We start from the raw sequence: 22,273 nt of genomic DNA, 5'->3' as shown, positions 1-22,273 counted from the left end.
AAAATTAGTATTGATTTGCTCTACGACCAAACCTCAGCGAAATAAATTTCGTCTATGTAATCAGAATCTGAATAGAAGTCATCATTTCCCGAATATATTCGGTAATTGTTATCAAATACAATTAAGATTTGAGAAGATTATCTATACAGAAAAACAATTCCACAACATGAAATCGATCGAATTATACATCAATGGAAAACTATGTGATACGGGAAATCCCGATGATTTCTCTGTTTTCCTGAAACGACAATTACTCAATCCAAGCGAGCTCAGCAGCAAGGACACTCAGCGTTCGTATGATATCACATTACCGGCATCGCCAATCAACAATGATATTCTAAAACATGTAAATGTAGAGGAGGTAAAATCGAAATTCTCGAATGTTTACGATGCAATACTTATCATTGGAGGAGTAAAGATTTTCGAAGGCAAATTCAAACTCAACGAAATAACCCGTGATGAATATCGCGGAAATCTGGGAACTCCACTACGAACGATAAAAGATATCTTCGGCGAAAAAAATATGAACGAAACCGGTAAATGGGAAGTTGACTTTCACAACGGTAACGACATCACGCGATACAACAAAATGGAAAACCCTGATTTCTTTTTTCCGTTGGTCATGTACGGTTTATTACCCAAAAAGTCATTTACAGCATACAACGATCCGGATAACGATCAGGGAGAAAACAAAAAGATTGAACTTTATACCGGAAAGAGAGTTTTCGATAAATATGTCATCCTCGATGTAGAAGATGTTCCGGCTTCGATGAATTGTCTGACTATGTTGCGCCGTATTTTCGAGAATCAGGGAATCCGATTATCGGGATCCGCATTTTCGGACGAACGGTTGGCTAAACTATATGTCAGCTACAAAAATCCGGACAACTACGATATGCCTTGGAATTATGGTGATCTGGCAAAAATGCAAATCAGCGGTGTGTGGTCCAATGCTTGGCAAAAATGGGACGATCAAAAACTAAAACTCGAGAGTAAGCCTACTCTCTACGAAAAAACTCCTTATACACAAACACATCCTGTAGCCCAAAATAGCAAAGCTCTGGTTTACAGTAAAAACTTGTTTAACACAAATAATGCACGTAAATGCTACCCTTATCAGGAAGAATTCGATAAACGCAACAGCGACTATTACAAAGGCTACAATTTCGAAGGTAACTATATAAAGGAGGACAAGGAGAAAGAAACCTATAGCCTGCGGATTCCGCATCCCGGATACTACAAAGTGGAACTGGATGCCAGTATATTCATACCCGATTCGAAAGGATCAGCATATAAACCTTTTCAAGAATCGGCAATGTCCAGTTCTTTAGAAGTAGATGTAAAAAAGAATGATACAGAAATACTATATAGTCTGGCTGGAGCTGAAGATATGGGCAATTCATTTCAGGAAAAGTTTCTTCGTAATGCCCGTTACGAAATAAAACTTGTTCGCAACAATAATAATGATGCTTCGGAATGTAGCATTGATGGCACCTATTTCAAAGACAATTACGCTCAGGAATGGTCATACAACAAGACGAATAAAAAGATAACTAGTAAAACTGATAATCCGCTTGAGCCGAGTTTATTTCCTCCACTGACTGATAAGATCAAGAAAGAGGGTACTCAAGTATTGTTTGTCGATCCCAAGCAAAATCCGAATTTGATTGTAGGCTTCAGCTGGGGACGTTTGAGAGATTATGAAAACGATTACGGTTCGAACGGGCATAATGTTTGGCAACAACACATCAGAGATGCATGGAAACATAGTGGTGCAGACGACTTAAAAGAAGATACAGAGAAGGATGCACTTTGGGCAACCGTGCTGGCTGCAAAATCAACTGCACCCAATGCGCTAGAAGAAGAAGATAAACGTTCGCGCGTAATTATAAACAATCCTCAGGGATACTGGAAAGTAAGTGAGAGCAACGACGACATTAACAAAAATGCTCAGCCAATTGCGCTCGACCATTTTAAAATAGACCTGCTGAACAATAAAAAGGACAAAGAACCATGCGTGAGCTACGCACGCAGACGCGAATTTAATGGTAAAATAGCCAATTCGAAGTCAGCACCTGCAAACTTACCGCCTCTGCAGTGCGGCAGCGGTTCAGTCAAAGCTATCGTGTGGTTTGATGGAGGCGATATCCTGACTCTGGTATCAAGTTCCGACTATGGGCTTTGGATGGATCACTGGAATTGGCACATGCTGGAATTCGATCTGAAGATCACACCTTACCGAATAGATAAGAGTTACGGCAGTTTTGATCTGAACACGGGGAAAGCTTTGACCGAAGCTTTCTACTGGGACGAAATGCCGGTCGATGATTTTGCATTTCGTTCGGGCAATATAGATCTCATCAAATTTCTGCCATCGAACGTGAAAGTGGACGATTGGATATCCAATTTTTGCAAAGCTTTCAATCTCGAGTTGATACAAGTAGATACCGACGCATTCGAACTGAACGTGAAGCACGGCTTAGAAACCGACACATCACTGATTATAGATCTGGATGCGAAAGCAAACGTGAAAGTAGATCGCAAAAACGTTCCGTTGGGCTTGCCGGGAACATTTAAAATTGGATTTACCTGCGACAAAGATGAATATGGATATTACAGCTCGACGCTACGATTCAAGGACAATGGCGAACCCGAACGAAATCCGATCGACGATTCGGTCAAGCAATTTCCACCCGAAGACGGAGGTGGCACTTTCGATACGGGCAGTGCAGAAACCAACACAATAGATCACAAATCGAATTTTTCATACAATTGGATGATCGATCTCACGGGAGAAGAAACTGACGGAGAAGGCAATAAAAAGAAAGTAGTTTCTGTTCCTGTTATTTCCGACAAAGAAGTCTGGAAGACAGATAACAGAGATTATGCGGAAATGATGCGTAAATCGTATACAGACAAGGCACAACGATTCTGGTACAAAGATGATAAAACTTTTCCCGTAAAACTCAATCGCATCTGGGATGTCGAAGCCGGACTAGTAAGCAATGCGCTCATAGGAAACAACCCGATGGTGCTGGATTATAAAGATCAGCCAAATTCGATTATGCGCAACTACTTTACAGTATTGGCCGATGCCGACAATTGTTTCACTTCGGTCGAGTGCTACTTGTCGCCCGAAGAATATGCAATGATCGATCGTGCTCTGATACGCTTCAATGGCGATATGTATCGCATAGCCGAAGTAGATGGATTCGATCCTTTAGGTAAAAAGAAAGCAACACTGAAATTAATTCGTAAGATGTTATAATCGGACGAGAAACCTCAAAATTTATCTATACAATAAAAAAGTAAAACATGAATAATTATCAACAAACGCCATTAATCAGCGAAGCGTTGTTCAAGCAACATTCGCCCGTAACATCCACAACCGACATTACCGATTTTGTTCCCTATATCGGCATAGCACAAGAACTTTACATCGAACCGATACTTGGCTCGGAACTTACTGACGAGCTGAAAGAGCAAATTGCAGCAGATAATCTTTCGGTAGTCAACAGCAATCTGATTGCACGTATTGCCCCTGCCCTATCCTTCTATGCCGTATATCAGGCTTTGCCATTTCATTGGGCAACCATCGTCAATAAAGGGATCACCGTACGCGAAAGTGAAAACAGCCGAAGTGTGGATGTGAAAGATATTGCGCAACTGCGCCGCTGGATAAAAGATGATGCCGACATTCTGCGTCAGCAATTGAGCGATTTCTTGCACGCTCATGCAACAGATTATCCACTATGGACGGTGCCGGAAGCTTGTGCCGACAAGGCGACTAAATTCGACAGCGGATTTCACTTTCCGAAGCATTGATATGACAAAAGCCTCTCCTTTCGGGAGAGGCTTCTTTATACTGATTAATCGAACTTCCAGCCACGCTCTGTGAGATGGAATTTACAAAACCGGCAGAATTCGGTCAACTGACTGGTTCTGTTTTTCCCCTCGAAACTACGCATCAAACAAGAGTCACTTCTCGAGCAATGATGCAATCCTTCTGCATGTCCCAATTCGTGAATTGTTCCCCGATAAAGTTGTTCGATCAGGTTGTCGTTCGAGAGTCGAAATGTCGAAATTACGCAGGCATGCGATGGTATATATCCCGCATAACCTATTATCCCCCAATCTTTATTTTTTCCATTAGTCACACTTATATCTCTATTCGTGATGCCCATCACAATCGTTTTTGTAGTGCTCAATTTCCATAAATAACTGACCAACGAATCAGCACGATAACGATTACGTTCTGCATAATAGGCCGATTGCGGCAATGATACAGATTCATTAATATTCAGATCAGGCACGACTTTAGCCAATCTTGCGGCCAGAGAATCGACGACCAAACGATCCAAGCCATCGAAGGGCTGCAAGACAATCGTTTTAGAATTAGTCTCCTCTATGATTTTCTCTTCGGTATGTTCATCCTTTCCACGATCACGACTCTGCATACATGAGGCGCATGCGGTCAAGATCATAATGAGATAGAATATTGATATTTTCGTTTTCATTGCCTGAATGATGATTGAAACAAAGATATCAAATATAAAAAGAAAAAACCTCTCATATTGAGAGGTTTTCACTTCTGTATAACAAATCAATAAAGTCCAATTACAATTGGTTCAGAGTTAATCTTGCAAAAGGTGAGTTACATTTTCTTTTAATTCTGCATATGGAGTATAACCTTGTTCGAGAAGGTAAAACTTTCCGCCTTTCGATGCTACAATCGTTGGATATGACTGTGCATATTTTGCTGCTTCACTGAATGTAGCCGATGTTGCATCTATTGCTCCTTGCGATTTAAAATAATCGAAGAATAGATCTTCATCTATATCAAGAGCCTTCACAATATCACGATATGTTTCATCAAGATTGAGATCTTTGCCAAAAACATATCTTGCTTTGAGTACTTCAGACATAAATATCATCGTCTGTTCCGAAGCTATTTTAGACGCGGTAACTATTGCTCTCGAAGGGACTTCGCTATCTAATACGACATCAGGACGTGTCTTAATAAATTCCAGATATTTCTCGCCAAACTTCATGCCTGTAAGCTGAACAATTCTTGCATCATTACTACTAATATAGTTAATCATATCGGGAGATTGCACTTTGGCATTTTCGCCGGTCCATAGTCCACCAGGAAGTATTTCGAATTCTACATTGTCTTTAAAATCGTTGTATAAATTTGTTGTATTCTCTAGATTCCCATAACACCATCCACAAATTGGATCCATTATGTATATTATTTTTACTTTTTTCATTTTAATTTAATCAAATATTAAGTTTAATAATCTATTAGAAAGATCGGAATGAATAACAAAAAAGCGATGAAAGCCTAAATAGCAAACATCGCTTTATAATAACTTCTCACGTTTTTATCAACTAATCAATAACCTATCGTGAATCGTTCTTGATGATGCTTAGGGGTCTCTAACTCGTCTATCATTGCTTTTGCATAATCTTCAACAGATATATTGCTTTGTCCTTTATCGTCAACTATCAAATCATCTTTTCCAAGACGGTAATTTCCGGTACGTTCGCCCGGTGCAAGATTTCCTGCCGGAGAAAAGAATACCCAGTCGATATCATTTTCATTCATCAATGTATTGAGGTAAAACTCGCCAAGCGATTTCACTCCGCCCATGATTTCCGCTGGAATTGCACCCGAATCTACTACACGTACACCCGGAGCTACAAACAATGTTCCGGCTCCGCCGACTATCAACAAACGTTTTACGCCTGCACGTTTCACTCCTTCTAGAATAGCTGGATAATTTTTCAATGTTTCCTCATAAATATTCGGATTTGCCCAACCCGGATTATATGCACTGATGACTACATCAGCTCCTTTTACTACCGAAGCTACATTTTCGGCCGACGACACATCAACCTTTAAGGTTTTCAAATTCGAATTCGATATCTTTATTTTGTCAGGATTGCGTACTGCCGCTGTTACTTCTACACCTCTGTTCAATGCTTCGTTCAAAATGGCGGTTCCAACAAATCCGCTTGCACCTATTAATACTATTTTCATAATCGTTATATGTTAAATAATTTATTACTTTGATTTACAATACAAAGTTACCGATAGTAGAAAAAAAGTTGATAATAAAAAATTGCCTTCTGATGGTAAAAGTCCGCCAATAAAGATAAAATTTCAATCTTTCATCGATTCGCGAAACTCGAGTGGCGTTTGTCCTACATGCTTGATGAAATATTTATGAAAGTTTGTGGGTTCATCAAAGCCTAGTTCAAATGCAATCTCTTTGGCCGACATTGCGCTATACGACAACAATCGCTTGGCTTCTAATATGGTACGATAGTCTATGTAAACTTTGGGAGTCTTGCCTATCAAGGCTTTGACTTCTTTGGATAATACTTTTTCGCTGACATTCAGCAGATGCGCATAATATTCGGTCTTACGACTTTCACGGAAATGCTGTTCAACAGCATTATAAAACAATCGCCCCAAACTGTTTAGCAGCAAAGGCTGATCGAATGCAAGTCGTCTCTCAATCTCAAGCAGGATAATTTCGAGATAGCTGTGTACAATGTGAGTCTGAAAACGATCAGACGATTTCTTCAATTCTTTTTCCAAAAAACTTGACAACTGAGACATTTCGTCATTATCGACATTTACAATCCGATTGAGACTTGTCGGATTAAATGTTTCGGAGGTATAAAGAAAATTAGAATCAACCTCGCTCATATCGAAAAATGATTCGGTAAACAGAATCAGCTTTCCCGAATATTCTGATATTACATCGAACTGGCAAACCTGACCTGCGGCTATTACGAACATCTGTCCTGCATGTATCATAATATTCTGAAAATCGACACAAAATGTAGCACTGCCTTCCTTAACCCAAATGATTTGATGAAAGTTGACTTTATGCGGATTACCCATCAAACGCGGATGCTGTTTGACAAAAGAAAGCTCCTTAACCTCAACTTCGATAAGAGAAGGATTGAAATCGAATGTTTTCAGTGTATCTTGCATAAGATACTAAAAGTACAAAAATTTGCTTTCGATTACATCGGATCATAATCATTATATTTCCTATAGAAGCGAAACACAACTTACATATTACTACATAAAAATAGCTTTTGCCGAAAAAATAAGCTCCGAAAATTATGGAATACATTCTAAAAGATAATCTATTAAGGAAAAACAGCTATCTTTATCAAATTGCTGAATTAAAATCCATAACACTGAACAGATTAAAATTCAAGTATATGAAAGAAAAAATCGCAACCACATTAGCCTGCTTTTGTTTAAGCATTGTATTGAGCATTGCAGCCATTGCCCAAACAATAACTGTATCGGGCAAAATTACTGATTCGAACGGAGAAGTTCTGGTCGGAGCAACAGTTGTTGAAGTTGGAACTCATAACGGAACCGCAGCCGATATAGATGGAAAATACAAGTTGACTGTCAGCAAAGGGGCAATGCTTGAGTTTGCTTATATCGGTTTCAAAACGCAAACAATAAAAGCAACCTCCGAAACATTGGATGTCGTGATGCAGGAAGATGCAAAAATATTAGAAGATGTAGTCGTTGTCGGCTATGCTATTGAAAGAAAAGAGGTATTTACAGGTGCTGCATCCCGAATAGAAAGTTCGGACATAAAACCCGCCCGAACTAAAAGACAAATCAGAACTGAACCTCTAAAACGACAAGATGGCGAAAAATACACCAAGATAAAACCAAATGAATTTATCAAAGTGTCTAGCGAGCCTCTTTCGACTTTCTCGGCCGATGTAGATAAAGCGTCTTACAGCAATATCCGCAGTTATATAAATGGCGGAGAAATCCCTCCGACTGATGCTATACGCATCGAAGAGATGATCAACTATTTCAAATACGATTACGAAGCTCCGACCAATGGCGAACCGGTCAAATTTCATACAGAAATAGGGGCTTGTCCATGGAACGAGAAAAGCCGATTGGTGAAAATCGGACTCAAAGCACGTGAAAAAGGTCTGCAAAAAAACACGAAGAAAGAAGAACTACCGAAGACCAGTCTGGTATTTCTTATTGATGTATCGGGTTCAATGAGTGGTGATAATCGCATTGGATTGGTCAAATCGTCGATGAAGATGCTTCTCGATCAGCTTCGCCCCGACGACCGCGTAGCCATCGTAACATACGCAAGTGGTACGCAAGTGAAACTGAAATCGACCCCGGTAAGTAAGAAAGATCAAATAATTGAAGTTCTGGACAATCTGTTTGCCGGAGGCTCTACTTCGGGCAGTGCAGGCATACAGCTCGCATACGAAACTGCCGAAGAGGCTTTTATCAAAGGTGGCAATAATCGTGTGATTTTATGTACCGATGGAGATTTCAATGTGGGTATATCCGATCCCGACGAGTTGAAAAAACTGATTGAGGAAAAACGCAAATCGGGAGTTTTCCTTTCAGTATTCGGTTATGGCATGTACAACTATCGCGACGATATAATGCAAACTCTATCGAAAGCCGGGAATGGCAATTATGCTTATATCAACAACCTGATGGAAGCCAACAGCGTGATGGTCGACCAGTTTTTGGGTACGATATACACCGTTGCAAAAGACGTGAAGTTACAAGTCGAATTCAATCCATTGAAAGTAGATTCGTACCGTTTATTAGGCTATGAGCTTCGCAAATTAAACAAAGAAGATTTCAACGACGACACCAAAGATGCCGGCGAAATGGGAATAGGACATACCGTTACGGCATTCTATGAAATCATACCGGCTGGTGCGGATGCGGATGATAAACCCAAGAAAAAAGATAAAAAGAAAGAACAGCGCCCGGTTGTCGATCCGCTGAAATATCAGACATCTACACTTACGGGTTCGGACGAGTTGCTGACCGTAAAGATGCGCTACAAAGATCCGCTGGATGAGAATAGCAAGATGGTAAGTGCTGTATTGAACGACAAGGCAGGCGATGAAGTTTCGAGCGATTTTCGCTTTGCTGCAGCCGTTGCACGTTTCGGCTTACTACTTCGTGATGGTAAAAAGATGAAGGCGAAAGATCTTGATGATATAATAGATATTGCTTCGGCAAACTATGGCGAAGACAAAGATGGTTATCGTCGCGAATTTGTAAGATTAGTCAAACTGACGAAAGACGTTTCTAAGGCAAAATAAATAAGATATTACAATATATAATGAAAGGGGCTAAATGCCCCTTTTATCGTTTCGTATGTAGTCGGATTTTTATTTCGTTTGCAACGGATTGGCCAGATGACCTAGAAATAGAATAGTACCTGTCGAAGTCTCGCGGATACCATAAAGAAATGGACGATCGAGCTTGAACAAAACGCTCTGCGTTGGTTCGATGGAAGTTTCCATACCCCCAACAACAGTAATTCCGGCAGCCTCACCACCTTCTTCATCAATCTTGATATATGTCTTTTGTAAAAGGATTGCCACAAAATTATCGATATCGGCAAGTTTCCTGAAATTGGCCTGAAGACTAAAGATGTTTGTCATACCCATACTTCTCATGATAGGGATGAGGTTGATATTGTATTCTGTCTCAAATTTAGGAATTACATACTCTACAGTACTAGATGGTTGTTGCTGATCTGATCTGATATCGGAAAGAACATTTAAGACTTGTTCCATCTCGGTATTTTCTTTAGGTAATGCGAAGAACATCTGATAAGCACCATTCCCGAAATTGAGTGCCGAGTAACTCAATGCATCATTCTCGAAATAAGGCGAATCTTCGATTTCCTGATTCATAAATTGTGCTTCCACTTTCGTATTATCGGCAAGGGTAAATGTAGCCGTTTTCGTATCTTTCTTCGAAAATTGTTGTTCCCACTTTCCTTTGAAATAAACTGCATTGATCAGGTAATATATCATTTCACGATCAATACGTTCGATCACTTTAGTGATTTTTCCGTTCGTATTATCCGCACACCAATTATTGATAATATTTACGGTATTAGGATCTTCGAAATTCTGAGCACTGACTTCCGCATCGTAATATTTTTTATTTGTGGCGATGAAATCATCAACAACTGGAACATCTTCCCGATACCAGAACGAATTAGCAGTTTCTAAAGTGAGTGACCTATCTACATCATCCATTTCATCCTCCAGCAGTCGGTAAAATTCATTTATCGCCTCTATACTCTTCCCCTCAAACTCTAAGGTCTTCAATATTTCGTTCAGAGTCTCGCCCGCTGCGCCATTCTGCAACATACCCAACGCATAATTGAAACTCAATGGCGAGACAAGTATGTTTTTTCCCTTAGGAGCTTCCGATTTATAAACATTTGCAAACAATTTCCATGCAAATTTCTGTGCATTTTGATTGATATCTTCTTGCTCGGCCGATAGTTTTATTTCGCCTTTGGGATATTTGACCGAACCACCGCCATCATCATCCGAACATGCAAAAAAGCCTGCCGAAAGCAGTACTATAAACATTAAATAAAATTTTCCTTTCATCTGTATATATTTTAGGGTTAGTATTTTGTGCTTATATAGGATATGATGATTCGAATTAAAAAAATGCTGCATGCAGTATGCCTATTACATGAAATAAATTTGAATTATATAGTTCACCAAAAGACAGACAGCTTATTCATAAACATTTAACAGCATATCCAATAAAACAAATTGCGTCTATTGAACTATTCATTTGCTATGAGAAAACAATTATTTGCCAAGCAAAAACCAATATTTGCGGCATATAAACACCCTTTTTCTCAATCTTCATAACTTTGTTTTTCGCAAACAAATCCCACAATATACAGAAACTACACAACCAAATACTTTTCAATATATAACAAACGAGTTTTGATCATTTATTGAACAAAACACAAACATTCATCGCATAATGAACAACGTAAAATTTACGATTCTGTCTTTATTACTATTCAGTTTTTTATTTACGGCTAGCAATGCTAATGCACAGGTCACCATCGGATCGGATCAAGCCCCAGTAGAAGGTGCATTACTAGATTTGAAAGAGAACCAAGGTAAGGTTGAGAACTCAACCAAAGGCTTATTACTACCTCGTGTAGAGCTTTACCACCTTAAAAGATTAAAAATGGGTGATTTCGAAATTACCGACACCACCGAAAAGTTAGCTCATACAGGATTAGTTGTCTACCATATTCCTCCTGCTAACGAATCGACAGCCAAAGCCATTTCTCCAGAAACAATGTCCGACACCAGCATTCGGCAAGATATCGAAAAAGGTGTATACTACTGGGATGGCAAAAAATGGGGTAAACTTGGATTTGATGGACAAATAGAAAAGCCAATGGTAGAACTATCCGTAACACCAGACCTCATTACGTTCAACGCAGATGAGACTGCAACGCAATATTACACTGTTATAGTAAATGAAGGTTCGACATGGGCTGTTAGCCCGACAAGTGATGCAAATTGGACAATCACACCATCTGTTCAAGCAGGAACAATAGCAATCAATCCGAAAGCTGCGAATACGGATATCTCAGCCGAGAAAACAATAAATCTGACAGTTACGGCCTCTAAAGAAGGTGCACAAAGCATAACGGCCAATATATCGGCTGTACAAAAAACACCATTCGTTCTTGAGGTTACACCTACTGAATATACTTTCGCAGCCAATGAACTCACGCCTCAAACTTTTGCTATACAACTCAGCAGCGGTGCAAATTGGTCAATTGCCACCGACAGTAAATGGACAATCAACCCGACAAGTGGCATAGGAAGCGGCACTTTCACTGTAGCACCTAAGGCAGCGAATACTTCGTCAAACGATATCGTATTTACACCTACAATAACAGCTACAAGAGATAACGAGACTAAAACAGCACAAATATCGCTGACTCAGAAAGGTGTGGATTACAGTGCCGATCTAGGTTTACCAAACTGTTACATTGTGTCGAAAGCCGATACAAGATTTACAATTCCTATCAAAAAAGCAATAGCGGTATGGAAATCCGGAAACTGGAAAGCAAATGACAACAGCGGAGTATCTTACTCGTTACTTCCAGAAGCCAAAGATGTTGACTTGATGGAAAATCTTACTGCTCGAGTATTGTGGTACGACACAAAAGACGTGGTAAAAAGTGTTGCTATAGAAGGTACTGGTGCCGACCGAAATATGATTCTGAATGTATCGGGAATAGAAGGAAATGCTGTCGTAGCACTTTACGGCGATAATGGCGAGATACTTTGGAGCTGGCATATCTGGTCTACCGATCAGCCTGCTGAACAACGCTTTGCTTTAATGAACAATTATATCTGGATGGACCGAAATCTTGGTGCTACCGAAACAACGACAACCAGCAACGGAAGCACTTACAAGCACAAAGGTTTGCTATATCAATGGGGACGAAAAGATCCATTTTCGGGATCTAATAGCTATAGTTCAACTACACGCGTACCGATATATGTATGGAATGGCAGCGGATATACTACAGTATCTTCAAACTATCCAACGAAAGCCTCATCAGACTTTGGTTCAAGTGTAAGTGCTCAACAACAAAGATTGCAACATACGATTACAAATCCGATCGACTTCATAACAACCACATCTAGCGACTGGTATGCACAATCTTCACTCATTGGAGGAGATGCCTCGAGACAATGGAACGACAGATGGGGAGGTATCCAAACTTCGAGTACGAACCCTACACAAAAATCGGTAATGGACCCTTGCCCCGAAGGATGGCGTGTACCATATCCGACCAAGAATAGCATTAATAGCATTATACAATATTCGCCATGGGGCGAAACATTCTCGGGCGTTCACGAGTCATGTACAGCACTTTCGTACGGTGGTAAACAATATGGTTTCTCTTATAAAGAAGCTGGCAGTACCTCGTTGGTATTCTACCCTACTACCGGACAATTGAGCAAGACTACCGGACAAATGCAAGTAGATGATGGATCCGAATCGGGTTCCGGAAATCCTAAAGTAGTAAGTCCAGTCACAGGAACTTACTGGAATAGTGGCAATTATTCTTTTGGCAAAGCAAATACTTTGTTCATAGCTAATCCGTTGAAAGTATCTACAACCGGTTCGGGTAGTACAGATGGGCAATTTACCGAGAACAGAGCAGCTGGCGCAGCCGTAAGATGTATAAAAGATACTTCAGCTAAATAATATATTGACAATTAAAGAAACGAGTTCGCTACAAAATTTTGTATCGAGCTCGTTTTAAATATAATAATTTCAGACAGCCAAGCCTTTGATCTTTTTTATTATTTATTTTTGTATATTTACCCGGAAATATTTCAAATAAAAACTATACAATCATCTTAATACAAATACTGCTGTATACCAAAATGACAAACAGAATAATTACATTTTGCACAATAATAACATTCTTATTGTTTATACCTCTGAGTCTTAAATCGCAAGCTACAATCGGTTCAAAAGCTGAGCCTTTGCCAGGTAGTATTCTCGATCTGAAAGAAAACGATGCCCAAGGAGCCAATTCTACAAAAGGCCTGCTTCTTTCACGCATGGAGCTATCTGATAAAAATAAGCTGTATCCTATGTTTTCTGGCAATTACGACACCGATAAGCAAGACCCACTCCATGCCGGATTGATTGTCTACAATATCAATACTTGTTTCGATGAGGGTGCCGGTCCTTACGCTTGGGATGGCACAAAATGGGTGTTTTTAGTACAAGAAGTCAACGAAGTATACAAATACAAAGATCAGGAGGGCAATCCTTTCCTAGCACGTAGATTCGGAGATGCAGGCATCTGGATGGTACAAAATCTAGCTGCTACAACTTATGACAAAGTACGAGATAGTGACGACAAAGCCATCAGAACAATTGAAGCAGGAGACATTGCCTTTCCTGACAAAAATGAACAACTGACAAAAGATTATCCTTGGATGGGAGTGTTTTATAATCTGAAAACTGCCCTCAACTACGAGATAAACAAGGGTAATATCGCCAATACCGGACGCGTGCAAGGAATGTGCCCCAATGGATGGCATGTACCAAAACCTGCAGAATGGATAGCACTGGAACATGAACTACTAAACAACACACCAAACTATACAACAGCAGCCGGTAATTTTATTGACGATCCTACATTCAATCACAGTGAAACTGTTGTCAATAAAGTCAAACAAGGAGATACTCCATCTACATCAGTAGGAGAGAACGAATTATATGGAAAAAACTTTATCATGCCCGCGTTGCTCAGTCCTTGTGTTGTTCCCAATACGACCAATACTGATATAGGCGGTGTTAGTCTCAATGCTACTCGGGGAGGCTTTGCTATACGACTAATAGGAGCTGTAGATGGCAACAATAAAGTAGATGGTTACGGAGAAAAAGCTGGATTTTGGCTGTCATATTCGGCTAATAATCTGATGGAAAATGGTCGCAATAGAGTACTCATAAAATTTAACGCAACAATCGGAATTCACAACAATTCGGGAGGAGGAGTAAGACACTACTCTATCCGTTGCAAGAAGAATAACGATACACCTTAATAAGTAGTTTTACGACAACTGAAATGTTTGAATCATAGTGAAAGGAGCAAATGCTCCTTTTATTTTTTAATTTTATTGCACAAAACTGTAACCTTTTTCTTCACTCTGCAGTCATATATACAGAACAACTAATTAAAACATATATTCGCTATGAAGAATCTACCAATCATTATCGCTGCCTCAATATTATTATTCACTTCGTGCAACCTGCTGGATGCTGTAAAAGGAGATAAAAATATTGTAAAAAAAGAATATGCTGTATCTGATTTTACAGCTATGAATATCTCTGCAGTATGCGACATCGATTACAAACAGATCGATTCGGACAGTGCATACGTCTGCATTGAAATCGATAGTAATCTGGTACAGTATCTGGATATATATGAAAAAAACGGACAACTGATTGTGGAAACCGACAAAAATCAACCCATTGATCCCAGCAAATTTATCATCTATACCAATGCAGGCAAAATAAATAGAATTACCTTATCGGCTGTAGGAGACTTTACGGCTACCGATAAGATATCGGCAGACAAACTGGATGTGAGTCTTACCGGTGTGGGCGACTTGCGCTTCGGCAGTCTGGAGGTAGATACAATAAGTGCACGAATTACCGGGACAGGTAATATAAAACTTGCAGGTAAAGCTACATTTGCCGATTTCGCAGTAATGGGTATCGGCGATATCGATTCGTATGAATTCACCACCAAAACAGCAAAATGCATGGTTTCGGGCGTAGGCGATATCAAAGTGAATGCAACAGACAGCCTCGCGTCATCAGTTTCGGGTGTAGGCGATATCAGGTACCGAGGAACACCAATAGTAGTCAATAGTATTTCGGGAATAGGTCGTGTCAAGAATACGAAGAAATAATTAACAACTTAGCAGTTCTAATTTACTATTTCGGAAAGAATGGTTTGACAAAAGTAGCTTTTAGCATACTAATAAAAAAAATGTCGTACTTTTGCATCATACATTTTAAAACTGAAAAATTATGATGAAACCTCGCATTGGGATGACTGCCCGAACCGGAGAAAAGTGTCCTAAAAGTGGAGTTTGGAAAGTTATTGGCACATTTGACAGCTTCACCTTATCTGTTTCGAGAGGAAATAGAATGCCCCAACACGAAAACCGAAATGTAAAGTGGCGATTAATTATTATGTTCTGAACATAAATAAAAGATAAAAAAAGCTGAAAGTCAATTCTGACCTTCGGCTTTTTTGTTTTTACACATTTACTTGTAGCTTATTTTTTAGCTTTATAAGATATTCAGACCTCCGGATTCTTCGAAAGAAAATAAAATTATCCGAAAGATTACAAAAAAAGTCTCGTAAGCTGTAACCTTTTTCGGTATGATACGTCATATTAATATAAACTTTAAAGTATGTACTATGAAAAAGCTAATCTTTTCTTTCATCATTTTACTATTCAGCATACCTATCTTTACACAAAATATAGATGATGCAATCCTCAAAAATATGCAAGAGCAATATAGCAGAGTAAAAAAAGCATCGGAAAATAAGAACTACATCCAAGCTTCCAATATACTCGACTCTCTAATAAATTATTACAATACTTTATCGGATGAAAATAAAGAAATGCTAGGCGGTACTGTCGGAGTTTTCTATTATGACAATGCCTGCTATCAAAGTATGTTAAATAACAAAGAGAAAGCTTTAGATTATTTTAGTAAATCTATCGACAATAAATGGAATGATTATGCTCATGCATTGCGTGATTCGGATTTGGATAATCTGAGAGACGATACTCGTTTCAAAGAGTTGATGCTCAAACTTAGAGAAGTCGGCGATTTTCTTTTCGTATTGAAAGGATCTGACGGGTATAATAACCATCTGACCAAAAAATACGTTAAGTTCACATATCTCGGTGCAGATGACCCCAACCTAACACGTATCCGCCAGCATTTCAATCTGGATAGCATTGCTGGAAAAGGAGATGAGATTTCACAAATTAAGAATCTGATGACATGGGTGCACAACCGCGTTCGTCACGATGGTAATTCATCGAATCCAAGTCCTAGGAATGCAATTGACATAGTTCGTGTATGTGATACCGAAGATCGTGGGGTAAATTGCCGTATGATGGCAACCATTCTCAACGAGTGTTATTTGGCTATGGGTTTCAAGTCTCGATTCATAACTTGTATGCCAAAAGAATATATAAGTGATTGTCATGTTATCAATGCTGTATTTTCAAAAACTCTAAAAAAATGGCTGTGGATGGATCCAACATTCAATGCCTATGTGAGCGACGAGAATGGCAATCTGCTCAGTATAGCCGAGGTAAGAGAGCGACTACGTAGCGATAAACCTCTGGTGTTGAACGAAGATGCCAATTGGAACAATGAGACGAAACAGACTAAAGAATATTATCTCGACTCATACATGGCAAAAAACCTTTATTGGCTAACAACTACGCTACACAGCGGTTACAATATAGAGACAGATAAAACAACCGGCGGATACATCAACTTATTCCCTTCCGGCTTCTCGACCTCATACGACACTAACGGAATCATCACTACAAACGACAAACTATTTTGGGAAGAATAAGTAGGTTATCTACTAAGCAAGAAAATCCGAAAGTCTAATCGACTTTCGGATTTATTTTACCGGTTATTTTTTTGTAACTTGCATTCAAATCTTACGATAGCATATGCAATCAGATTATAGGAGAAAATATAAGATCAAAAAGAACTAGAAAGGAAAGAACGCGAATATAAAATATTCTCATTATAAATAAGAGAATTAACAAACTGTAGCGAAAACACGAACATGATAAATCTCAGAGCAACAGTCTACATCATTTGCTTCATATCTATATTTGGCTGCAAAAAACAAGTCAATAATGAATTACTCTACGATATTGAAGAACGTCTGCTTGTGAATACGAGTAAACTAAAAGGAGCAATAGACAGTATCAGATATACCTACATTCGTGAGCCGAAGTCTCCGAACAACGAGGTTTTTATTTACAAAGAAACTTTCATGAATCCAGAGTTTAGTACTTCTGACAATTGTTATATAACCAAATACTATCTTCGTCGGGGTGGTAATAAAGTGTTTATTGCACCTACAAGTCCCTTCGATAATGACAGTCTGATATTTTTCGACATTTATTACAGATTGGATTCTAAAGAAAAATTTCATTACAGTATTACCGATAGGAATGCACCTCTGGCTCCCCCTGTACTCGACCATACAGGGAGTTGGACATTAGTAGGTTCTCGGGATTCTATCTACACATTATGGGGCGAAGCTTGTAGTCGCTATATTCGCTTCGCAGCTTTTTATGATGTAGATAATTATCTGAGAGTTGACTCTATATACTATAATAAGTTTCTTCGTTTGAAGTTGGATAAAACTCAAAAATACAAATCCTCAAAATTCAACAAACATTTACATTTCGATAAATTATCGTATAAATAAGCCTGAAACCAAATGAATGATACAACTGACAAACAAGAATTTAAATTCATTGCTCGAATTTATTCCGTTAGACGCACCATCTTGCTTGCATACGGAATGATGTTACTCGTAGGCTCTTCATTCATTTTCACACTTATCACAGATGGCAAAAACTCATTTGCACTAAGTCTTTTGGTGGTCTCTTTGCTATCCTCACTTTCGTTCGGTGTACTTATATCGCGACGTATCAGAATAATAATTGAACACGATATAATCTCAATCTTCTACGGAAAAAAGCTAAAACACAAAGCAGCAATCAGCGAACTAAAAGAAATCCGAGGAGTTGATATCGATAAAAAATATGCTCGGTCTGAATTACGTATTCTTTTCGATAGTAAAGTTTTTTATTTTTATGTATGGGAGTTTCCCTATACTACGCCATACAGACAAGCTATGATAATAAAATATTTTACCGAAAGGTATAAGTTTGAGAAAAAGCTGAATAAAAAAACATTTCCTTTCATTCTCGACACATATCGATATATAAATCCGACGTATAAGTCTGCAGAATAAACTTAGTACATAAGAAAAGCCGAAAATCTGATTGACTTTCGGCTTTTTCTGTATTCTGATTCTTCAATTATTTCACTTCTTCAGCAAAATATTTATAGAATAACGGAATTGTTTTAATACCATTGAAGAATTGCTCAAGCGGATAATTTTCGTTTGGCGAGTGGATAGCATCCGACTGCAAGCCAAATCCCATCAATATCGACTTAATGCCCAATATTTCTTCGAATACCGAGATGATACCGATACTTCCTCCCGAACGAACCGGAACTGGCATTCGTCCGTAAACGTCTGTATAAGCCTTTTCGGCTGCGCGATATGCAGGCAAATCAATTGGGCAAACATATGACGGACCTCCGTGAAGATAATCTACTTTCACTTTCACAGTATTCGGAGCTATCGATTTGAAATAGTCGACAAACAATTTTGCGATCTTCTCTTCTTTCTGATTCGGTACAAGACGTGTACTGATCTTAGCATAAGCCTTCGAAGGAAGGACAGTTTTTGAGCCTTCACCCTGATATCCGCCCCATATTCCGCAAACATCAAATGTAGGACGGATTCCGGTACGTTCGTTGGTCGAAAATCCTTCTTCACCCGATTCTTGTTCTATATCCAAAGCTTTTTTGTACTCTTCGAGCGAGAACGGAGCTTCAGCCAGTTTTGCACGTTCTTCGGCCGAGACCTCCATCACATCGTCATAGAAACCAGGGATAAGGATGCGACCTTTATCGTCCATTGTCTGACCTATCATTTTGGCCAATACGTTGATAGGATTGGCAACAGCTCCACCAAATAATCCTGAGTGTAAGTCGACATTCGGCCCAGTAACTTCAACCTGCCAATATGCCAATCCGCGAAGTCCGGTTGTGATAGACGGAATATCGCGTGCAATCATCGATGTATCCGATACTAGTACGATATCTGCTTTCAGCATTTCTTTATGTTTTGTCAAGAAAGCCGGAAGGCTTGCCGAACCTACTTCTTCTTCTCCTTCGATGAGGAATTTCACATTGCAAGTCAACAAATCATTTTTCACCAAATATTCGAATGCTTTGGCATGCATATAGCTTTGCCCTTTATCATCGTCGGCACCACGTGCCCATATTTTACCATCTTTTATCACCGGTTCGAACGGATCGGTATTCCACAACTCAAGCGGTTCTACCGGCATCACGTCCATATGACCGTACACCAATACAGTCGGAGCTTTCGGATCTATTATTTTCTCGCCGTATGTTACCGGATTTCCATCTGTTTCGAATACTTCGGCCTTATCGGCACCCGATTTGAGCATCAACTCTTTCCATTTTTCGGCAGCACGATACATATCTGCTTTATGTTCGGGTTTGGACGAGATAGAAGGTATTCGTATCAGTTCGAACAACTCTTCCATGAATCGGTCTTTATTCTCTTCAATGTACTTTTCGATATTTTTCATGATCTAACTAATTGTTTAAAAATTTACTGTCAGTAAAGCTAACATTTTTCCGCTAGATTTCGAATTTTATGGCATACAAACAAGATTCTCCGACGATTGGAAGACGATGTCAGAAAAAGACGAAAATCAGGCATTTTGCACTTTAGTTTATAGTTAAACTCTGAATTTCGGGATTATAAAAACATTTTGATTCTCTTATTTGCAGCTATCAGACAGAATGACAATAAAATCGAAATAAAAAAAATGAGCGTGAAGAAACTGTAATGACTAAATTTTGCTCCAAGCGTAAATAGCACCAAAGGATGAATAAAATATATTCCCGAAGCCAATTTAGCCACCGTATCCTCAGCCTCGCGATAAGTTCCTATTCGCTGAATGTATACAAACAACAATGGGCAAATAAATAGCAGCGACACATAAGCCGGTTGTACGACAAAGAAATCGACCACTATCATCAGATACCTCATCAAAAGCAATTCGAGACCGAAAACGACAAAACTCAACACAATCAGTATACGTAGAGTGTTGTCGGTAAGTTTGTTCCACCGCACATTGCATTTCTTTATATAGTATCCAAAAGTCAAAAACGGAAATCCCATAAAAAGAAAATTATTGATACAAAACTCCAGACGATTAGGGTGTATAAAGCCAAATACTACATCTCCTAAAGGTTTTAAATAAAAGCTTTGTGATATAAGGCAGCCCACCAAAAAGATAACAATAGCTAATACCAATAGTATATTATAGTTTATATTTCGAATCATCCACAATAGAAATGCAGCAACAATGAGCGCAGCTACATACCACAGATGATAAAATCCTCTAAATAGCAAGAGAAAGAACTCGGAAAAACCTCCACTTCCATAAATTGTATAATCGGCATAAAATCCGAAATAGACAGCCATCCATGCAGCATATAAAATGACTAGCCTACCAAAATATTTTTTCATCTTTTGCCCATCATTAATAATATTGGCAAGAAAGAATCCATTGATAATGAAAAAGCAAGGAACAGCTATTCGCGAAACACCATATTTTACACCCCATGTTAGTGCCGGCATATCGCTAAAAACCATATGAGCCAAAATGACCAAAATGGTCAGAAATATTTTAAAGTAATCGAGGGTTATATTTCGTGTAGCTATACCTTCCATGTCAAGTTGTTGATAATGCACAAAAATAATATATTTTCCGATTAAATGGAGTACTCACAATTTTAACACATAAAACATTCGAAAGAAAACAATATAGATTATTATACACAAACAAAAGCCAAGCATCGACAAGAACATTACTTAAGAAAGAAAACAGCCTGCGGATGCACGTTTCTTAAGATATTTTTATAAATTTGAAAAGGTACATTTTTTATCATTTTCATAAAGCTGACTAAGATGGAAGCAGACAAAACTCCCGCACCGAAAGCTGCAACAGCCGAAGATCTTTTCCGAAAAGGTAATCAGGCGTATAAAGATTTAGATTGTGAACTGGCTTGCTCGTTTTTCAAACAAGCGATCGATCTACAACCAGTTTATCCCGAAGCATATAACAACTGGGGAGTTGCTTTGTCAGATATGTTCGAACAAACGGGCGACGATAAATTGATGGCAGCGTGTATTGACAAATACCGCAAGGCTACGAAGCTAAAACCAAGCTATGCTACGGCTTACTACAATTGGGCTAATCTGCTGCTTGAAGTGGCCGAGATGAAAGACGATGAAAATCTATATGCCGAGAGTCTCGAGAAATATCGTCTGGCGGCTAAAATCACTCCCAACGATGCCGATGTATTTTTCAGTTGGGCAAATGCACTGATGGCTTATGCCGAGTTAAGAAAAGACGACTTGGATGAAAAAATGTACGAAATGGCATATAAAAGATTCGCCCGAGCTCTGGAGCTGCGCCCCGATGATGCCGAGATATACAGCAATTGGGCAATGGCTTTATCCAGCTTAGCATTCAAAACAAAAAACACCGAGTTATACGAACAAGCTTTCGATAAATATCTACAAGCAGTAAACCTTCGTCCCGAATCAATCCGTATCCGTTTCAATTGGGGGCTAGACCTTATTGATTATGCCAAACTGAAAGGTGGCGTCGAAAAATATCGTACCGATATCGAGTCGAAATTGATGGGAGCATACAAACTGAAATCGGGCAAAGCTCTGTATAATCTGACATGCTTCTATTCTACTGTCAACGAAGTAGATACTGCAATGTGTTGGCTCGAAGACATGCTTGAAAACACGAATGTGCCGCGCTCGTTTGTAGAGATAGAACCCGATTTCGAAAATATCCGTAAGGATAAGCGTTTCGTTGAGTTACTCGACAAATACCGACCGGAATAGTAAACCAGATAACAACT

18 protein-coding genes are annotated in these 22,273 nt (G+C 39.0%); 11 read left to right on the top strand and 7 right to left on the bottom strand.

What is annotated here, in order from left to right; genetic code table 11:
- Positions 1-166: 166 nt before the first annotated feature.
- Together C1A06_RS00245 and C1A06_RS00240 are read left to right on the top strand one after the other, a co-directional pair.
- Positions 167-3,268 (top strand): hypothetical protein, encoded by a 3,102-nt coding sequence (locus tag C1A06_RS00245; RefSeq protein WP_101688211.1) that lies wholly within the window; start codon positions 167-169, stop codon positions 3,266-3,268.
- Positions 3,269-3,315: 47 nt separating this feature from the next.
- The gene (locus tag C1A06_RS00240) at positions 3,316-3,825 is read left to right on the top strand and encodes a DUF6712 family protein (protein WP_101688210.1); all 510 of its coding nucleotides are present in this window, start codon (positions 3,316-3,318) and stop codon (positions 3,823-3,825) included.
- A gap of 44 nt (positions 3,826-3,869) precedes the next feature.
- On the opposite strand, the gene C1A06_RS00235 is transcribed toward C1A06_RS00240, so the two are convergent.
- The 4 genes from C1A06_RS00235 to C1A06_RS00220 all read right to left on the bottom strand — a co-directional run bounded on the left by C1A06_RS00235 (position 3,870) and on the right by C1A06_RS00220 (position 7,009).
- Positions 3,870-4,517, bottom strand: coding sequence for a Zn-dependent protease (locus C1A06_RS00235; RefSeq protein ID WP_101688209.1), 648 nt, complete (start codon positions 4,515-4,517; stop codon positions 3,870-3,872).
- Between the two features lie 117 nt (positions 4,518-4,634).
- On the bottom strand, positions 4,635-5,243 hold the full coding sequence (locus tag C1A06_RS00230; protein ID WP_101688566.1) for a DsbA family protein: 609 nt from the start codon (positions 5,241-5,243) through the stop codon (positions 4,635-4,637).
- 152 nt (positions 5,244-5,395) lie between these two features.
- Positions 5,396-6,046, bottom strand: a complete 651-nt coding sequence (locus C1A06_RS00225) for an NAD(P)-dependent oxidoreductase (RefSeq protein ID WP_101688208.1) — start codon at positions 6,044-6,046, stop codon at positions 5,396-5,398.
- A gap of 120 nt (positions 6,047-6,166) precedes the next feature.
- A complete protein-coding gene (locus C1A06_RS00220; RefSeq protein ID WP_101688207.1) occupies positions 6,167-7,009 on the bottom strand; it encodes a helix-turn-helix domain-containing protein in 843 nt (280 codons plus the stop codon).
- 236 nt (positions 7,010-7,245) lie between these two features.
- Here C1A06_RS00220 and C1A06_RS00215 point away from each other — a divergent pair, with 236 nt between their 5' ends.
- Positions 7,246-9,147: a vWA domain-containing protein gene (locus C1A06_RS00215; protein WP_101688565.1), complete on the top strand. Its 1,902-nt coding sequence runs from the start codon at positions 7,246-7,248 to the stop codon at positions 9,145-9,147.
- Positions 9,148-9,216: 69 nt separating this feature from the next.
- On the opposite strand, the gene C1A06_RS00210 is transcribed toward C1A06_RS00215, so the two are convergent.
- Positions 9,217-10,461 (bottom strand): serpin family protein, encoded by a 1,245-nt coding sequence (locus C1A06_RS00210; protein WP_159461361.1) that lies wholly within the window; start codon positions 10,459-10,461, stop codon positions 9,217-9,219.
- Positions 10,462-10,852: 391 nt separating this feature from the next.
- Here C1A06_RS00210 and C1A06_RS00205 point away from each other — a divergent pair, with 391 nt between their 5' ends.
- From C1A06_RS00205 to C1A06_RS00180, 7 genes are all read left to right on the top strand, one after another.
- Positions 10,853-13,117 (top strand): phage tail-like protein, encoded by a 2,265-nt coding sequence (locus C1A06_RS00205; protein WP_101688205.1) that lies wholly within the window; start codon positions 10,853-10,855, stop codon positions 13,115-13,117.
- Positions 13,118-13,299: 182 nt separating this feature from the next.
- Entirely contained in the window at positions 13,300-14,472 is a 1,173-nt protein-coding gene (locus tag C1A06_RS00200; protein ID WP_101688204.1) for an FISUMP domain-containing protein, read from the top strand.
- 150 nt (positions 14,473-14,622) lie between these two features.
- The gene (locus C1A06_RS00195; RefSeq protein ID WP_101688203.1) at positions 14,623-15,345 is read left to right on the top strand and encodes a head GIN domain-containing protein; all 723 of its coding nucleotides are present in this window, start codon (positions 14,623-14,625) and stop codon (positions 15,343-15,345) included.
- 121 nt (positions 15,346-15,466) lie between these two features.
- Positions 15,467-15,640, top strand: a complete 174-nt coding sequence (locus C1A06_RS15165; protein WP_185116798.1) for a hypothetical protein — start codon at positions 15,467-15,469, stop codon at positions 15,638-15,640.
- Positions 15,641-15,863: 223 nt separating this feature from the next.
- Complete coding sequence (locus C1A06_RS00190) at positions 15,864-17,045, top strand: TPR end-of-group domain-containing protein (RefSeq protein WP_101688564.1); 1,182 nt, start codon at positions 15,864-15,866, stop codon at positions 17,043-17,045.
- 222 nt (positions 17,046-17,267) lie between these two features.
- Positions 17,268-17,921, top strand: coding sequence for a hypothetical protein (locus tag C1A06_RS00185; protein WP_101688202.1), 654 nt, complete (start codon positions 17,268-17,270; stop codon positions 17,919-17,921).
- 12 nt (positions 17,922-17,933) lie between these two features.
- Positions 17,934-18,473, top strand: coding sequence for a hypothetical protein (locus C1A06_RS00180; protein WP_101688201.1), 540 nt, complete (start codon positions 17,934-17,936; stop codon positions 18,471-18,473).
- Positions 18,474-18,540: 67 nt separating this feature from the next.
- Here the strand turns inward: C1A06_RS00180 and C1A06_RS00175 are convergent, their stop codons facing one another.
- The gene (locus tag C1A06_RS00175) at positions 18,541-19,911 is read right to left on the bottom strand and encodes a dipeptidase (protein WP_101688200.1); all 1,371 of its coding nucleotides are present in this window, start codon (positions 19,909-19,911) and stop codon (positions 18,541-18,543) included.
- A 173-nt stretch (positions 19,912-20,084) separates the two neighbouring features.
- On the bottom strand, positions 20,085-21,065 hold the full coding sequence (locus C1A06_RS00170; protein WP_101688199.1) for an acyltransferase family protein: 981 nt from the start codon (positions 21,063-21,065) through the stop codon (positions 20,085-20,087).
- Positions 21,066-21,302: 237 nt separating this feature from the next.
- Between C1A06_RS00170 and C1A06_RS00165 the strand changes: the two genes are divergently transcribed.
- Complete coding sequence (locus tag C1A06_RS00165) at positions 21,303-22,256, top strand: TPR end-of-group domain-containing protein (protein WP_101688198.1); 954 nt, start codon at positions 21,303-21,305, stop codon at positions 22,254-22,256.
- Positions 22,257-22,273 lie beyond the last annotated feature (17 nt).

This window comes from Dysgonomonas massiliensis (assembly GCF_900240225.1).
Classification (GTDB): domain Bacteria; phylum Bacteroidota; class Bacteroidia; order Bacteroidales; family Dysgonomonadaceae; genus Dysgonomonas; species Dysgonomonas massiliensis.
The sequence above is the reverse complement of the archived record's forward strand: the minus strand, read 5'-3'. Positions and strand labels throughout refer to the sequence as shown.

Excerpts from the sequence above, each read along its gene's own strand:
- C1A06_RS00245 (WP_101688211.1), top strand. The coding sequence starts at position 167 with ATGAAATCGATCGAATTATACATCAATGGAAAACTATGTGATACGGGA.
- C1A06_RS00240 (WP_101688210.1), top strand. The coding sequence starts at position 3,316 with ATGAATAATTATCAACAAACGCCATTAATCAGCGAAGCGTTGTTCAAG.
- C1A06_RS00235 (WP_101688209.1), bottom strand. The coding sequence starts at position 4,517 with ATGAAAACGAAAATATCAATATTCTATCTCATTATGATCTTGACCGCA.
- C1A06_RS00230 (WP_101688566.1), bottom strand. The coding sequence starts at position 5,243 with ATGGATCCAATTTGTGGATGGTGTTATGGGAATCTAGAGAATACAACA.
- C1A06_RS00220 (WP_101688207.1), bottom strand. The coding sequence starts at position 7,009 with ATGCAAGATACACTGAAAACATTCGATTTCAATCCTTCTCTTATCGAA.
- C1A06_RS00215 (WP_101688565.1), top strand. The coding sequence starts at position 7,246 with ATGAAAGAAAAAATCGCAACCACATTAGCCTGCTTTTGTTTAAGCATT.
- C1A06_RS00210 (WP_159461361.1), bottom strand. The coding sequence starts at position 10,461 with ATGAAAGGAAAATTTTATTTAATGTTTATAGTACTGCTTTCGGCAGGC.
- C1A06_RS00205 (WP_101688205.1), top strand. The coding sequence starts at position 10,853 with ATGAACAACGTAAAATTTACGATTCTGTCTTTATTACTATTCAGTTTT.
- C1A06_RS00200 (WP_101688204.1), top strand. The coding sequence starts at position 13,300 with ATGACAAACAGAATAATTACATTTTGCACAATAATAACATTCTTATTG.
- C1A06_RS00195 (WP_101688203.1), top strand. The coding sequence starts at position 14,623 with ATGAAGAATCTACCAATCATTATCGCTGCCTCAATATTATTATTCACT.
- C1A06_RS15165 (WP_185116798.1), top strand. The coding sequence starts at position 15,467 with ATGATGAAACCTCGCATTGGGATGACTGCCCGAACCGGAGAAAAGTGT.
- C1A06_RS00190 (WP_101688564.1), top strand. The coding sequence starts at position 15,864 with ATGAAAAAGCTAATCTTTTCTTTCATCATTTTACTATTCAGCATACCT.
- C1A06_RS00185 (WP_101688202.1), top strand. The coding sequence starts at position 17,268 with ATGATAAATCTCAGAGCAACAGTCTACATCATTTGCTTCATATCTATA.
- C1A06_RS00180 (WP_101688201.1), top strand. The coding sequence starts at position 17,934 with ATGAATGATACAACTGACAAACAAGAATTTAAATTCATTGCTCGAATT.
- C1A06_RS00175 (WP_101688200.1), bottom strand. The coding sequence starts at position 19,911 with ATGAAAAATATCGAAAAGTACATTGAAGAGAATAAAGACCGATTCATG.
- C1A06_RS00170 (WP_101688199.1), bottom strand. The coding sequence starts at position 21,065 with ATGGAAGGTATAGCTACACGAAATATAACCCTCGATTACTTTAAAATA.
- C1A06_RS00165 (WP_101688198.1), top strand. The coding sequence starts at position 21,303 with ATGGAAGCAGACAAAACTCCCGCACCGAAAGCTGCAACAGCCGAAGAT.